Origin of the sequence: uncultured Flavobacterium sp. (genome assembly GCF_963974175.1) — a bacterium.
Lineage (GTDB): Bacteria > Bacteroidota > Bacteroidia > Flavobacteriales > Flavobacteriaceae > Flavobacterium.
Map to the genome: position 1 here is coordinate 76,091 of NZ_CAXBBR010000001.1, position 15,185 is coordinate 91,275.

Genomic DNA, 15,185 nt, shown 5'->3' on the forward strand with positions numbered 1-15,185 from the left:
AAAATAGATACGATCTGAAGTATTAGAATATAAATATAAGTACTCCTTTTAAACACTTCGTTTATTTGACTTTAATTCCTTTTAAATAGGTATTCGAAGGCTTCATTCCTAAAATCTCACTGGTTTCTACTTTCATAATATCTTTATCATACATAACAAAGTCTGCCCATTTACCCACTTCTAGGCTACCTTTTTCTTTTTCTTCAAAATTAGAATAAGCAGCCCAAATTGTCATCCCTTTTATGGTTTCTTCTCGAGTTAAAGCATTTTCCATCTGGAAACCATCTCTGGGATATCCTTTACTGTCCTTTCTGGCAACTGCAGCATGGAAAGTAAGCATTGGATTCACCTCTTCAACAGGGAAATCAGTACCTAAGGCTATAACTCCTGCTTTTTGAAGTAATTTTTCATATGCATAAGCATTCTTTAAACGCTCTTTTCCTACTCTCTGCCCTGCCCAATACATATCTGAAGTAGCGTGCGTAGGTTGAACCGAAGGAATAATTCCCAATTTAAAATAATCAAAATCAGCCTCTTGTATTACCTGTGCATGCTCGATTTTCCAACGTCTGTCCTTTTTACCTTCTAAAGCCGCTTTATATACTTTCAATATTACTGTATTTGCAGAATCACCAATTCCATGTGTATTCAATTGAAAATCGGAAGCTGCAATTCTGTTGGCAATCACTTTCATATCAGGAATAGGAGTAATTAATGCGCCAAACTGATCAGGACTGTCTGAATATGGCTTATGCATACAGGCTCCGCGAGAACCTAAGGCTCCGTCACCATACATTTTAAAAGAACGAACATCCAGATTATCGGTTTTGTAAATCCCTTTTTTTAGATATAAATCCATGTTTTTTTGATTAACCGTAATCATTGCATAAACATTAAGCTTCATCGCCTTAGCCTTTTGTAAACTATCGATTAAATCAATCACCTGAGGATCTAAACCAGCATCATTTACCGTAGTCAACCCATATTCGAACATTATTTTTTCAGCATCCAACAATGCCGTTATTTGTGTTTTCCTGCTTGGCTTTGGAATTATATTAAACACTAACTCCATTGGGTTATCAATTAAAATCCCCGTTGGTTCGCCATCTACAATTTCGATCTGTCCGCCAATTGTTTTTGTGTCTTTAGTAATATTGGCTAATGCCAAAACTTTACTATTCACGACTATCGCGTGACCATCAACTCTATTAAGCACTACGGGAATGTTAGGAAAGTACTTGTCTAAAATTGCTTTAGACGGAAATTCTTTAACTTCCCAATCATTTTGGTCCCAACCATTTCCAACAATAAATTTAAGATTTTTCTTTTTTTGAAAAGCCTGAATACGGCTTATCACTTCATTCATACTTTTAGTACCACGTAAATCGACTTCTTGCAAACTAAGTCCATAACCGTAAAAATGACAGTGTGCATCAATTAGACCTGGATAGATAAACTTGCCCTTCGCATTTATGATAGTATTAGATTTGAACTTATTACGTATCTCGTCATTTGTACCAATGGCAACTATTTTACCATCTTTAACAGCCATAGCCGTTGATCGATCAAAAGAATTGTTTACAGTATATATCGTGGCATCAGTAATTATGGAATCTACATCAGTTTTGTCCTTTTTTAGACAAGAAACAAGAGAGAATAAAGTAAGAATTAAAATATAACGTTTCATATTGTGCGGTTTAGATAGGCTAATATAAAAAAGAAGAGCAAATAAAAAAAACTACTCCCTATTATTTAGATAGAACCCAAATTCTAAATTTCACTTTTTACTTCAATTTAATTGATCCCAGCCTCGGCGCGCAAGAAAAATCAGTACTTAACAAAAAATAAAATAGCTTCACTAGGCACTAGTTAAAAACAAAAAAACGCTCTCATAAATGAGAACGTTTCCTTAACTAATTATAAATAAACTTTAAACTACACTTTTGCATAAGCATCAGAATGCACATTAGCAACTGCTCTTCCAGAAGGATCATTCATATTTTTGAATGCTTCATCCCATTCCAATGCGATTTTTGTACTGCAGGCCACACTAGCTTCCTGAGGCACACATAAGGCTGCAGCATCACTTGGAAAATGCTCATGGAAAATAGAACGGTAATAATATTCTTCCTTAGACGTAGGTGTTTGTAACGGGAAACGGAATTTTGCATTTGCTAATTGCTCATCTGTCACCTCAACAGCTACTACTTCTTTCAATTTATCAATCCAACCATATCCTACTCCATCACTAAACTGCTCTTTTTGTCTCCAAGCAACACTTGGCGGCAACATCTCTTCAAAAGCTTTACGAACTACCCATTTTTCCATTGGATGCTCTTTGTTAATCATTTTGTCTTGTGGGTTGATTCGCATAGCTACATCCATGAACTCTTTATCTAAGAATGGTACACGTCCTTCAATTCCCCAAGCAGCTAAACTTTTGTTAGCTCTTAAACAATCGTACATGTGTAGTTTTCCTAATTTACGTACATTTTCTTCATGGAATTCACGTGCATTTGGCGCTTTGTGGAAATACAAATAACCTCCAAACAACTCATCAGCACCTTCACCAGATAGTACCATTTTGATCCCCATTGATTTAATTACTCTTGCCATCAACCACATTGGAGTTGATGCTCTAATTGTAGTTACATCATATGTTTCCAAGTTATAAATTACGTCTTTAACCGCATCTAAACCTTCTTGAATTGTAAATTTAATTTCGTGATGAATCGTTCCAATATGATCTGCTACAATTTGAGCTGCAGCTAAATCTGGCGAACCTTCAAGACCTACAGAGAAAGAGTGCAATTGTGGATACCAAGCATCAGCTGTATCTCCTGATTCAATACGTTTTTGAGCATATTTTTTGGCTACAGCCGAAGTAATAGAAGAATCTAACCCTCCAGAAAGCAATACTCCATAAGGAACGTCACTCATCAATTGTCTGTGAACCGCAGCTTCAAGCGCTACTTTAATATCTTGTATGTTTGTTTCGTTGTCTTTTACAGCATCATAATCAGTCCACTCTCTTTTATACCATTGTACAAACTCACCATCTTTACTCGTCATGTAGTGACCTGGAGGAAACAATTGAATTTTTGTACAATATCCTTCAAGTGCTTTTAATTCTGAAGCTACATAAAAAGTTCCATGTTGATCCCAACCAATGTATAATGGAATAATCCCCATATGATCACGAGCAATAAAATATTCATCTTTATCAACATCGTAAATAGCAAATCCAAAGATTCCATTCATTTCATCAATAAAATGAGGCCCTTTCTCTTTGTAAAGCGCTAGAATAACTTCACAGTCACTTTCCGTTTGAAAGTTATATTTTCCTTCAAATTGTTTACGCAATTCTCTGTGGTTGTATATCTCACCATTTGCAGCCAAAATCAATTTTCCATCTTCGCTTAACAACGGTTGCTTCCCTGAAGCAGGATCAACAATTGCCAAACGCTCATGAGACATGATTGCTTTTTCATCACTGTAAATCCCACTCCAGTCCGGTCCACGATGACGAATGATTTTAGACATTTCTAATACTTGCGGTCTTAAAACTTCAGCTTTCTGTTTTAGATCAAAGGCACATACTATTCCACACATAACTATATATTTTTAACTATTTCATTTATTTTGATAAGGCAAAGATGCAATTACAGTTACAATTACAAAACACAAATAACCTATTTGGTTATAAATATAAGCAATAATTGCAAATTAGACTTAAAACTGTAACTAAAAGAACATCGAGAATAGTTTCCAAGTTGAAAACAGTAATTTCATAAAGTATTCTAAAAGCATCTATGAGGACTAATTAGAATGGATACTATGCAATCTCCTCTATCAAATACTTTGTAGTATTTATTTCGAATGTAAAGCCAACTGTATTTCCCATCAGTTTGTTTCCTAATGGTGATTGTGGAGACAACGCAATAACATTAACGCCTTCTATATTAATTTTAGGCAATGCTAGACTAAGATATAAATATATTCCGTTAGCTTTCACTAAACTCCCTACTACTATGGTTCCAGCAATTTTAGAAGAGTCAATTTTATCAAGGATTGCCTTTTGCGCGACCACTTCTCGTAGTTTATTATTCAATTTTTCCTGCTCGAGATGCATCATCGATAGCGCCGTCTCATGCTTGTCTCCAGCAGAACCTTTAGCATCATTTTTAGAATCCTCAGTAAGCGCCACAATCATATCTCTAAAAACATCAATTCTGTCTTGAACGAGTTGTGAGTAATACTGATATATCTTTTGTTTGAAAGTCATAATTATAAATTTTAAATACGGATAATGCAAATGAGTTCTGCACTTTAAGCTTCTAGAGCACCAGCGCTACTTTGGATTACAGCTACCAAAGTTATGTTATTATTATAGAGTCCAACAACTTTTTTTAGAATCCTTTTCAGAATTTGTAGTGAGTTTTAATAGGAATTTCTAACTTTACATTTGATTGAAATACTAATTTTAACATTTAAACCTGTATAATGAAAACTATGAAAAAATCGACATTGATTACTACAATTGCCTTTGCTTTTACGATACTACTATCATCAAATGCAAATGCTCAAAAATTCCCTGATCTTGATAAAAGCCCTATGGATGTGGCTTCATACCCAACAGACTATAAAAATGCTGACAAACTTGCAAAAGTAACCTACAGCAGACCGCAACTAAAAGGACGTAGTTTAAACGAACTTGCTCCAGCGGGGAAAGTATGGAGAACAGGTGCAAATGAAGCTGCAGAAATAACGCTTTACAAAGACATGAAATTAGGAGAAACTAAAGTAAAGGCAGGTACTTATACTTTATATGCTATTCCAGAAAAAGACAGCTACACTATAATTATTAGTAAAGATTTGAATGTTTGGGGTTCCTACTTCTACAAAGAAGCTAATGATGTTGCTCGATTAAAAGTTCCAGTAACTGAAGGCACTGATTCATTGGAGTCTTTTTCTATGGTTTTCACCAAAACGGATAAAGGAATTGAATTGAATATGGGCTGGGACAAAGTAAGAATTGCTATTCCTTTCACAGAATAATAATTTATTAAACATAAAAAAATAGGCTTCCTTATCGGGAAGCCTATTTTTTTATGCATTAGAAGTAAATTCGATTAAAAATCAAATTTATAATTAGCTCCTACCACTATTTGAAAACCCTGTACTGGATAGTTCAACCATTTGTGATAAGCTTGGTTCGCAATATTATTAGCTCTTACAAACCCAGTCAATTGCGCATTGTATTTATAACCTACATGCGCATTTACATCAAAATAACTATCTAAAGTAATTGGACTAGAATCCACTGTGAAATTAGTATTGAATTTCATATCCTTACGTTCCCCTACATAAAAAACAGCTGCTCCGGCAAACCATTTTGTAGTTATATTAAAATCGATATTAGAATTTAATTTAATCGTTGGTAAATTCCAAGCTTCTTGCTGCACATCATTTGTATAACTACTAAAAGTTCCGCTAACTCCAAAAGTCACATCATCTGAAAAATTAGCTTTCAAATCTCCTGAGAAACTCACCGTTTTCATATCATCATAAACGACTTGAAATGAATTCCCATAGGCATAATCTTCGTTTGATACATTTTCATTATAATCATTACTTCTATACAATGCCTTATTTCTTTCATTTACATAAGAACCACGAATATTATAACTCACATTATTTACTATCTTTCCTTTCAAACCAGCAAAAACATCATATTGCATGTCTGTAGGTACAATATTCAACGTTGGAGATAAGTATAAATTCTCATTGGCAAAATCCAGATAAGAATTTTGTTCTAAGTTCCCTTCGGCACCGGCATAAAAAATCATTAAGTCTCCAACCACCTTGTAAGAAGCGTTAAAATTAGGATACACATAAAGCTTATTACAACTGTTTTCATTATCTAAACTATAGAATACTTTAGCTCCAATATTCAAGGTCCAATCCTCCTTTTGCATTACAAAACTAGGAGCTATTCCAAAATTCGTATACCCATATTTTAAAGGTTCTGTATTAGTCTTTAAATAATTATTTTCGAAACTTCCTCCTACGTAATCAACTATTATATCTGTTTTAATCGACTCTTCCATAACATCAAATTGTAAGGACGGCTTGATATAAAATCTGTTTTCAGCAGAACCTAAAGCATCCGTAAAACGGTTAAACTTCATGCTTGCTTCATTTAATATGCCTTCATTAAAATCAATTTTACCACCAAAAGAAATCGTATTATAAGTATGCTGCGGATCAATTCCATAAATCAAATCCGATCTATCCGCCGGGTTTAAAGAAGTACCAAAATTTTCTGGTAATCCGTACCAGTTATAGATTTGGTTTTTATAGCCTAAATCCACATTCCAAGACATATTATTATAATTAGCCCCATAAGTCAAATCGATAGATGAATCATAAAACCGGTCGTCTAGCTCCACACCAGTTATTCCACCTTGTGAAGACAGATGACGAAACATTCCGCCTACATAATCATTGTTATCCAGTTCTTGGTTAACAAACAATTCAGCATTTAATGTTCTGTAATTTCCAAATCCCAGCGTAGCATAATTATTATACATATGCTCTTGTTTTGTTTTATCTACACCTTCCGCTTTTCCTTTTGAAGGTGTAAAAGTAGAAGCTACAGGAAAAGAGAAAATAGAATATTTAATAGTTTCTTTTTTAGCATTCCCTTCATCATCAAGAACAGGAGTCTCTTGTACTTTGAAAGCATCCGAAATGGCAGGTGTATATGGCTTTACTACGTTTACAACCTCAGAGCCAATGTTTTCTTCTTTCTTTTGAGCAAAAGAAATCTGAAGTACCATTAGTAAAACGGCAATGCTAATCTTATTTTGGAAATTGAATTTCATATTTTATTATTTTTTTAGAGTTAAGAAGAAACGTTCTTATCTTAACCTCCTGTTATTCTCTTTTCTTATTATTTTTTCTAACTAGTGTTTTGCTGCTATTCTATTTCCCATTCTCCTTTTGCAATGAGTTGCGTCTTGCCACCGATTTTGATATCGAAATGTTCAGCAGATAATTTTCCTTCGAAAAAAATTTGTGAAGGCCTATTAATAAACTCTCCTTGATTATTTATTATATTAATCATAGGAGAATGATATTTTAAAAGAAACGCTTGCAAACAGCTGCTTGCACTTCCTGTAGCAGCATCTTCTATCAACTGATTTTTTTCGATACATAACATTCTACTGCAAAGCTCACTATCTTCGAGGCAAAAAAAGTATAATACCTGATGCGCTGTTTTACAATGATCCTTTAGCCACTTCTCTGCTTTGCTTTTATCCAGTTCAATTTTTTCAAGTGTCTTTTTATCTTTAACAGGCACCATTATAAAAGCACTACCGGTAGTGACTTCTTGAATATGAAATCGGCTATCAAAGTCATTCAATTCTAAGTTACTGAAAGACACAAAATCATCTTTTGAAAAAATATCAAAAAATTCTGGTTGAGCTGCTTGTAACCATACTAAACCTTCTGACTGGTAAACCGGAATTGGACCAATAGGAACAGTTACCGTACAATTTAGAGGATTAGTCTTAAAAATTTTATTCATCAATACCCATGACGTCCCTATAATAGGATGTCCTGCAAACTGCATCTCTTTTACTGGAGTGAATATTCTAATTTGCGCAGTAGCCTCATCAGGATTCATTTTAGTAATAAAAGTGCTTTCCGCAAAATTGATTTCAGCAGCTATTTTCTGCATCTGATCCTCCGCTATATTCTCAGCATCTAAAAAAACTGCCAATTGATTCCCAGCATACTTGCTGTCTGAAAAAACATCAACGATGTAAAAAGGAATGTTCATTTTTTATGAATTATTTTAAAAATTTATAATAGGCAATCAACAATGATTTCCCTTACTTCATTTTTATTTTACAATCGATGAGTTTGTTTTAGACTCTTCTGTTTTAATCGCATCCAATTCTCTTTTCGCTTCGGAAATTACATCTGGGAAATCAGTGAAATTTTCAATTACATTATCTAAAATATAGGTTGCTTGAAAACTATCTTTCAATCCGTAGAAATTCTTGGCCATTAGAATCAAACCTTTGGCTCCAAAATATCGATAACCTGAATAATTTTTAGCCAATTTTTGCACCGCTGTATTTGAAACCTCAAACTTTCCGTCTTTATTTTTAAAATATGCATCATAGTACAACGCTTCTGCCGCTAATTCTCCTTTGGCAATCGTTAGTAATTTCGCATACCCTGATCTCGCCTTTGCTTCGTCACCTGTTTGCATTGCAGAACGAGCAATGATAATTTGCGCATCACTTTTTACATTGTCATCCGTTTTAGGATTACTCAAAACTTTATCAGCATAAATAACTGAGTTTGAATAGTCTTTTTTATCATAATAACATTTCATCAAATTAGATTGTGCAAACACTTTATTTTGAGGAAAATCAGCTTCATTCTCTAGACGAAGCAATACGGGAATCGCTTTTGCATTATCATTGTTTTTCAATAAAACTTGAGACAAACGAGCTAAAGATTGTTCCGTAAATTCACTTCTCGGCTGTCCTATTACGTATTCATAATTAGGAATGGATTTGGTTTGCAATCCTTCAGCGAAGTATGCTTGCGCCAAGTAGAAATTAGCCTGTAAAGAATGTATTCCTCTTGGAAAACTGGCAGTGTACGACATAAATCCAGAAATAGCCTGCTTGTTATTGTTCTGCTCAAATTGTTTTAATGCTGATTCGTAGGTATCATTATCTAAATCCGCATCGGTAACTGCAACAAAATCTAGAGTTCTTACCCAAGTTGCATATTCAGCTACTCTTCCACCGTCAACATAAATCAATCGTGCCGTTGAAACCGCCTCAAGTGCCTCAGGAGTTTTAGGAAAATCAGATGCTACTTTTTTAAATTTAGTTAAAGCATCCGCATTTCTATCAGAGTTATAATAAATTAATCCTTGACGCAAAATAGATTTTGCAGTATAAGATCCGTTCTTAAATTCAGAAATTAAGCGATCAAATGTTTTCAAAGCCAAATCTTGTTTCCCGCTCGCAACATAAGTGTTAGCCAATTCGTACATGGCATCGTCTCTATAATTTGATCTTGGATACAATTGTAAAAAGGAATTCAATTCTTCGATTTTTTTATCATTTTTGGCAACAAAACCATAGCAAATTGCTTTTTGATAAAAGGCATAATCAGCATCGACACCTTTCATATCGATTGCCTTATTGTAGGCATCCATTGCAGGCCAATATTTTGAGGTTACAAATTGACAATCTCCTAATCTCAAGTAAGAATCAGTCAATCGCACTTTATCGTCTTTTACTGTTTCAATTTGGTTTTGAAAGTAAGTTGCCGCCTGATCGTATTCTTTCAATTTGAAATAAGTGTAGGCAATATTGTAATTGATGTTTTTATATTCTGGTGCAGATGAAGCACGAGACGATCCTGAAAATTGTCTAAAACTCAATAATGCATTTTTATAATCATCTAAAACATACTCCGTTTCTGCTTTCCAGAAAGTAGCTCTAGCTGTCATGGCTGCATCAACTTGCCCATCGATAGATTTCTTAAACATTTTTAATGCTTCTGCATAGTCTCTATCAGCATATAATTCTAATCCTCTGTAAAAAGTAACTTTTTGATACGCCAACTTATTCTCAGGGCTTTTATTTTTCTCCAATAAAACCAATGCTTCCTTATAATTTTTTGAAGAGATATAGGAATCAATCAACAATTTCTCCACTACAGAACGACTAGCGTTATTAGGATATTTTTTGGTAAAGCCCAATAAAACAGCAGGTACACTTTGGTACGAGTTCCCGATTTCATAACTTAACTTTGCATAGTTTAAACTCGCATCTTCCTGAATTGAAGTGTCAAATGCCATTTCGGAAGCATTCTTAAAAGCATTCAAAGCCTCTTGTTTCTTGTCTAACTTCAGGTAACTTTCTCCTAAATGATAGTAAGCATTTTGTGCTACAAAATCTTTTCCGCTTACAATTTTATTGAATTGCGAAATAGCATTTTCAAAATCATTTTGCTTGTAATAAGCATAACCCAATTGGTAAAAATCAGTATTATTCCATCTGCCCTTTTTGCCCTTGTATGCCGCCAAATAAGGAATCGACTGCTCGTATTTTTTTAGGTTAAAATAGCTCTCCCCAATGATTTTATTCAGCTCCGATTTTTCTACAGCATTCGATTTAGCCATTGCTTTTTCACCTAGCTCTATTGCTTTTTGAAAATTACCCAGTTTAAAATTCATGTCGGCTTGGTAATACGAAAGCTTTTCTTTGTATTTTTCTTCACCGGATACAGCATCAAAATACTTCGTTGCTTCCTTATAGTCATCACCTTCATAAGCCATAAAACCCAAATAATATTTGGCTTGCGAACCGTATTCTTGAGAGTTTACAACCTTATTAAAATAAGTAGTTGCTTCTTTTTTATTTTTCGAATTAAAAAAACTGTATCCTTTTTGGAAATTAAATTTATCTCTATCGCTAGCACTCAATTGACTTTCATTTACCTTTTCAAACCACTGTAGAGCTTGAGGATAGCTTCCTTGGTCAAAATAATAATGCGCCACTTCTATAAATGCCTGATTACTCTTGGCGCTTGTAGGATAATCTGAAACAAAACGCTCCATAAGCATGTCAGCATTAGCCTGATTCATACGAATGGCGCAAGTCGCATCATAATAGGAACAATCAGACTTTAGTTCGTCATTGTCGCTTTCCGATTTTACTTTTTCAAATATAATTTTAGCAGAAGCATATTGCCCGTCATTAAACAAGGAAAGGGCTCTATTAAAATCTTTTAAATCATGGGTATATATTGTTGACTTTTGTGCCGAAACAGAAAAAGATGCAACAAAAAGCACTAAAAAGAGAAGCCAAGAAAGTTTACGCATTTTATTTTTATTTAATATTCAAATGTATCATATTCTATGGTCTATAACGAATCCACTTTCGGTTTTATTATGAACAAATGTTTTAACAATGCCATTTTAAGTACTTAACACTACTTCAACCTCTTTTTAAAAACCACAAATCCACGATCATTTAGATTTCGATAACGATCATTATCCGTTCGCGCATTTATATTCGGGCAAATCCGCCTTATTACATGAAATTTATTTTGAATACAACCGTTATCTTATTACTTTTACCCAATAAACAAATGCTAATTATGTCTCAAGCTATACTGTCTTTAAAAAACGTAACCATTCATCAAGAAGATAAAGTGATTTTATCTAATATTAATTTGGACGTAAACCGTGGTGAATTCTTATACATCATTGGAAAAACAGGATCAGGAAAGAGTAGTTTGATGAAAACGCTTTATGCTGACATGCCATTGACAGAAGGTGAAGCACACATTGTAGATTTTGATTTAGCATCCCTAAAGGAAGATGATATCCCATTTTTGAGAAGAAAAATAGGTATCGTATTCCAAGATTTCAAACTATTACCGGACCGTACTATTAAAGACAATATGTTATTTGTGCTTAAAGCTACAGGATGGACTGTTAAAGATGAGATGGATCGAAAAATTGACGAGGTATTGGATAAAGTTGGAATGAAAGAATACTCTAGCAAAATGCCACATCAAATTTCAGGTGGAGAACAACAACGTGTCGCCATTGCCAGAGCCTTGCTTAATGACCCAGAGCTTATCCTTGCCGATGAGCCAACAGGAAATCTAGACCCACAAACAAGCGCTGAAGTGCTTGAGGTATTGAGAAAAATCAATGCTAACGGAAAAACAATAATAATGGCTACTCATGATTATGCATTATTGATGAAGTTCCCATCAAAAACATTGAAATGCGAAGACACTAAAATATACGAAGTAGTTCAAAGAACGGTGTAATGCTTTCTATCCTTGTTCCAATCTACAATTACAATGCCTATCCATTAGTGTTAGAATTGCATTCTCAGTGTTTGGAATCCAAGATTGATTTTGAGATTATCTGTGTTGATGATGCCTCACAGGATTATCAATCAAATAACGGTGAAATTCAATTTTTATCAAATTGTATCTATAATGAATTGCCCAAAAACATCGGGAGAAGTTCAATTCGAAATTTACTAGCCTCTAAATCTAGAAAGGATTGGTTACTTTTTTTGGACTGTGACACCTTTCCTAAAAGCTCTGATTTTATTTCGAATTATATCTACCAAATTAAATTAGCTACTAAAAAAGCTTTTTTTGGAGGGTTGCTTTACGCCAAGAAAAAACCAACTGACCAGCAATTATTGCGATGGGTATTTGGAAAGAGTCGAGAAGCTATTCCTTTATCTGAAAGAAAAAAAAATCCCTATAAATCAACTTTCGTTTCTAATCTTCTGATACAAAAATCTGTTTTTGAAACGATTTTGTTTGATGAAAAAATTGATTCGTACGGTTATGAAGACTATTCTTTTATTGCCGCTTTACAGCATCGAAATATCACCATTGAACAGATAGAGAACCCAGTATTTCATCTGAATATAGAGACATCTGAAGTATTCCTTTCAAAAACCAAAACAGCTCTTCAAACACTTTTATCTCTTTCTAAAAATAATCCTGCAATCACAAAACAAAGCAAAATAACTCAATTGTATAAAACACTTTGCTTTTTCAAAATGGATTATATCGTTTCAAAATTATTTCGAAGACTTCAATTTAAACTGGAAGAAAACCTGACTTCAAAAAAACCGTCTCTAATTGCATTTGACATCTACAAAATAGGCTATTTTTGTTCCTTAAACAGTAAATAGATGCCTTTCTTTTCGGTCATAATCCCCCTTTTTAATAAAGAAACCTTTGTCGAAGCCACTTTAAAAAGCGTCCTGGAACAAAGCTTTTCTGACTTTGAAATCCTGATTGTAAATGATGGTTCGACAGACAATAGCGAAAAGCTAATTGCAACATTTGATGATCCCAGAATTCGCTATTTCACAAAAGAAAACGGAGGAGCCTCATCAGCAAGAAATTACGGAATCGAAAAGGCGCAATCCAATTACATTAGCTTTATAGATGCTGACGACTATTGGTATCCTACATTTTTAGAAGAAATGTTCGTAAGATTAAATAGTTTCCCTGACATAAAAGTTTTTTCAGCAGCAATAGAAATCGAAACTTCACAAAGCATATTTCCAGCATACTATGCAATAGCAAAAACGGGAGATTATGAAATTGTAAATTACTTTACCGCAAGTACTAAGGAAACGATAATATGTACTTCCTGTGCTGTTTTTGAAAAAACGGTTTTTGAAGACATAGGAACTTTTGACACCCAAATAAAAAGCGGCCAAGACACAGATATGTGGATTCGTATTGGGTTAAAATATCCCGTACTTTTTTCTTGGAAAATTTTAGCGAGGTACGTTTATGATGATAAAAGTCTATCAAAGAATAAAAACTATTTAGACACTAAAGTTGATTTTTCAAAATTCAAAGAAGAGGAAAAATCAAATCCTGAATTAAAAATATTTCTTGATTTGAATCGGTTTTCGTTAGCCATAAAACATAAAATAGCCGGAAACAAAACACTCTTTCAAAATTATTACGACGCCATTGACTTAAAAAATTTAGAATCAAAAAAAAGGATACTATTACTACTTCCCTCTTTTATTTTGAAACAATTAATTCCTTTAAAAACAGTTTTAACTAACTATGGTTTTGGCTCATCGGTTTTTAAATAATTTAAAATCTTTATAGTTGCGGATATAGTCGGCTTCATCGAATACAGCTGACGACATGACCAAACAAACGGCTCCCGAAGAAAAGTTTTCTAATTCTCTCCAAATCCCGTCTACAATCAACAGTCCAATATTAGGTTTGTTAAGTGTCATCACTTTTTTAGACTTTCCATCTTTTAACACCACATCAAAACTACCGCTCAGTGCGATTAAAAACTCTTGCTGCTCAATATGGCAATGGCCTCCTCTTCTACTTCCACCAGGCACGTCATATAAATAATATACTCTTTGAGCGTCAAAAGGAATAGTATCTCCTTCAATTACCGAAAGATTACCTCTGCGGTCTTTAATTTTTGGAATTTCAATTAATTGAACATCATTATTAGTTGTCATTGTTTTTAGTGTAAAATGGATTCCCATTGTTTTGAAATCGTTTCTAAAGATAAATGCGCAACACTTTTGGCAGCATTTTTTTTACAAAAAGCATACAACTCGCGATCTGAAACCATACAGTTAAAGGCAGCTGCGAGATTAATAGCATTATAGTTTTCTACTAATAATCCATTATACTCATGGATTATTATTTCCCTTGGCCCTGAATTACAATCCACAGCAACAACCGGAGTCCCTAATGCTAAGGACTCTACAATCGACATTGGAAAACCTTCGTACTGACTCGTTAAAACCGTAAATCTAGCATTCTTAACAATATCAAACGGATTCCTATTAAAAGGCAAGATTGTCACATAGTCTTCCAGTTGAAATCTTTTAATCGAATCTACAATTCGGATTAAATCAGGACCTTCTCCCATTAGTACTAATTTAATTCCCTGTTCGAACAATTTGGAGATAAAAAAAGATTCAAGCATTAAGCTGATATTCTTTACTTTTTCATCAAATCGCCCAAAAAATAAGATGTAATCCACAGTAGTCGCAGTATCCTTACTAATTTGTATTCTAGAAAAGTCAAAAGGATTATGTATTGTCTTGGTATTCTTTAAATCAAATTTCAGTTTCACCTCTTTTTCAATAGCACTTGAAACACATACTATCTTTGCAGTCTTTCGATATAAAAACTGAGACCAAAATACAGACTTTGGAAAGTAGTTTCCTAATTTAAAACTATGAACGATAACGATCTTTTTTCTCCTTCCATAAATCCAATTAGTGATTAATTCTCTAAGCAGATTATTTCGGGGTCTATTATCGATAACGCAACTAATCTGTTTCTCCTTTAAATAACGATTTAATAGATATCCCTTTTTTGTTTTCTTTAAAAAAGAAAATCGATTTTCACTATCTATTCCCAAATTCAACAACTCACCTGCATATTCATAGTCAACGGCATCATTTATAATGATAGTATGCACTTCGATATTTAAATTTTCCAACATAAAACTCAACAACGAAGCAAATTTTTCCGCTCCCCCATTTGCTAATGCGGTCGAAATTATAGCGACTTTATTTTTGTTTTTTATCATT

Annotated in this window: 12 protein-coding genes; 4 read left to right on the plus strand and 8 right to left on the minus strand. The window is 33.8% G+C overall.

Going from position 1 to position 15,185, the window contains the following annotated elements:
- Nucleotides 1-61: 61 nt before the first annotated feature.
- The 3 genes from AAC069_RS00295 to AAC069_RS00305 form a co-directional block, all read right to left on the minus strand.
- Complete coding sequence (locus tag AAC069_RS00295) at nucleotides 62-1,687, minus strand: amidohydrolase (protein WP_339918556.1); 1,626 nt, start codon at nucleotides 1,685-1,687, stop codon at nucleotides 62-64.
- A 248-nt stretch (nucleotides 1,688-1,935) separates the two neighbouring features.
- The gene (asnB, locus tag AAC069_RS00300; RefSeq protein WP_339918557.1) at nucleotides 1,936-3,612 is read right to left on the minus strand and encodes an asparagine synthase B; all 1,677 of its coding nucleotides are present in this window, start codon (nucleotides 3,610-3,612) and stop codon (nucleotides 1,936-1,938) included.
- A 223-nt stretch (nucleotides 3,613-3,835) separates the two neighbouring features.
- On the minus strand, nucleotides 3,836-4,285 hold the full coding sequence (locus AAC069_RS00305) for a hypothetical protein (protein ID WP_339918558.1): 450 nt from the start codon (nucleotides 4,283-4,285) through the stop codon (nucleotides 3,836-3,838).
- A gap of 227 nt (nucleotides 4,286-4,512) precedes the next feature.
- Here AAC069_RS00305 and AAC069_RS00310 point away from each other — a divergent pair, with 227 nt between their 5' ends.
- Nucleotides 4,513-5,058 carry a DUF2911 domain-containing protein gene (locus AAC069_RS00310; RefSeq protein WP_339919011.1) on the plus strand — a complete coding sequence of 182 codons (546 nt, stop codon included), beginning with the start codon at nucleotides 4,513-4,515 and terminating at the stop codon, nucleotides 5,056-5,058.
- 74 nt (nucleotides 5,059-5,132) lie between these two features.
- On the opposite strand, the gene AAC069_RS00315 is transcribed toward AAC069_RS00310, so the two are convergent.
- The 3 genes from AAC069_RS00315 to AAC069_RS00325 form a co-directional block, all read right to left on the minus strand.
- Complete coding sequence (locus AAC069_RS00315; protein WP_339918559.1) at nucleotides 5,133-6,887, minus strand: TonB-dependent receptor; 1,755 nt, start codon at nucleotides 6,885-6,887, stop codon at nucleotides 5,133-5,135.
- Nucleotides 6,888-6,982: 95 nt separating this feature from the next.
- Complete coding sequence (locus AAC069_RS00320) at nucleotides 6,983-7,849, minus strand: PhzF family phenazine biosynthesis protein (protein WP_339918560.1); 867 nt, start codon at nucleotides 7,847-7,849, stop codon at nucleotides 6,983-6,985.
- A 63-nt stretch (nucleotides 7,850-7,912) separates the two neighbouring features.
- A complete protein-coding gene (locus AAC069_RS00325; RefSeq protein ID WP_339918561.1) occupies nucleotides 7,913-10,927 on the minus strand; it encodes a tetratricopeptide repeat protein in 3,015 nt (1,004 codons plus the stop codon).
- Nucleotides 10,928-11,205: 278 nt separating this feature from the next.
- On the opposite strand from AAC069_RS00325, the gene AAC069_RS00330 reads away from it, so the two are divergent.
- The 3 genes from AAC069_RS00330 to AAC069_RS00340 are packed head-to-tail and all read left to right on the plus strand — an operon-like array spanning nucleotide 11,206 to nucleotide 13,706.
- Nucleotides 11,206-11,889 carry an ATP-binding cassette domain-containing protein gene (locus tag AAC069_RS00330; RefSeq protein ID WP_339918562.1) on the plus strand — a complete coding sequence of 228 codons (684 nt, stop codon included), beginning with the start codon at nucleotides 11,206-11,208 and terminating at the stop codon, nucleotides 11,887-11,889.
- Nucleotides 11,889-12,779, plus strand: a complete 891-nt coding sequence (locus AAC069_RS00335; RefSeq protein WP_339918563.1) for a glycosyltransferase family A protein — start codon at nucleotides 11,889-11,891, stop codon at nucleotides 12,777-12,779. The genes AAC069_RS00330 and AAC069_RS00335 overlap by 1 nt, the downstream gene beginning before the upstream one ends.
- Nucleotides 12,780-13,706 (plus strand): glycosyltransferase family 2 protein, encoded by a 927-nt coding sequence (locus AAC069_RS00340; protein WP_339918564.1) that lies wholly within the window; start codon nucleotides 12,780-12,782, stop codon nucleotides 13,704-13,706.
- Here AAC069_RS00340 and AAC069_RS00345 read toward each other — a convergent pair.
- Nucleotides 13,689-14,096, minus strand: coding sequence for an FdtA/QdtA family cupin domain-containing protein (locus tag AAC069_RS00345; protein WP_339918565.1), 408 nt, complete (start codon nucleotides 14,094-14,096; stop codon nucleotides 13,689-13,691). The genes AAC069_RS00340 and AAC069_RS00345 overlap by 18 nt on opposite strands.
- Nucleotides 14,097-14,101: 5 nt before the next feature.
- Complete coding sequence (locus AAC069_RS00350) at nucleotides 14,102-15,184, minus strand: glycosyltransferase (RefSeq protein ID WP_339918566.1); 1,083 nt, start codon at nucleotides 15,182-15,184, stop codon at nucleotides 14,102-14,104.
- Nucleotide 15,185: the final 1 nt, after the last annotated feature.

Excerpts from the sequence above, each read along its gene's own strand:
- AAC069_RS00345 (WP_339918565.1), bottom strand. The coding sequence starts at position 14,096 with ATGACAACTAATAATGATGTTCAATTAATTGAAATTCCAAAAATTAAA.
- AAC069_RS00350 (WP_339918566.1), bottom strand. The coding sequence starts at position 15,184 with ATGATAAAAAACAAAAATAAAGTCGCTATAATTTCGACCGCATTAGCA.
- AAC069_RS00315 (WP_339918559.1), bottom strand. The coding sequence starts at position 6,887 with ATGAAATTCAATTTCCAAAATAAGATTAGCATTGCCGTTTTACTAATG.
- AAC069_RS00325 (WP_339918561.1), bottom strand. The coding sequence starts at position 10,927 with ATGCGTAAACTTTCTTGGCTTCTCTTTTTAGTGCTTTTTGTTGCATCT.
- AAC069_RS00295 (WP_339918556.1), bottom strand. The coding sequence starts at position 1,687 with ATGAAACGTTATATTTTAATTCTTACTTTATTCTCTCTTGTTTCTTGT.
- AAC069_RS00305 (WP_339918558.1), bottom strand. The coding sequence starts at position 4,285 with ATGACTTTCAAACAAAAGATATATCAGTATTACTCACAACTCGTTCAA.
- AAC069_RS00340 (WP_339918564.1), top strand. The coding sequence starts at position 12,780 with ATGCCTTTCTTTTCGGTCATAATCCCCCTTTTTAATAAAGAAACCTTT.
- AAC069_RS00310 (WP_339919011.1), top strand. The coding sequence starts at position 4,513 with ATGAAAAAATCGACATTGATTACTACAATTGCCTTTGCTTTTACGATA.
- AAC069_RS00320 (WP_339918560.1), bottom strand. The coding sequence starts at position 7,849 with ATGAACATTCCTTTTTACATCGTTGATGTTTTTTCAGACAGCAAGTAT.
- asnB (WP_339918557.1), bottom strand. The coding sequence starts at position 3,612 with ATGTGTGGAATAGTATGTGCCTTTGATCTAAAACAGAAAGCTGAAGTT.
- AAC069_RS00330 (WP_339918562.1), top strand. The coding sequence starts at position 11,206 with ATGTCTCAAGCTATACTGTCTTTAAAAAACGTAACCATTCATCAAGAA.
- AAC069_RS00335 (WP_339918563.1), top strand. The coding sequence starts at position 11,889 with ATGCTTTCTATCCTTGTTCCAATCTACAATTACAATGCCTATCCATTA.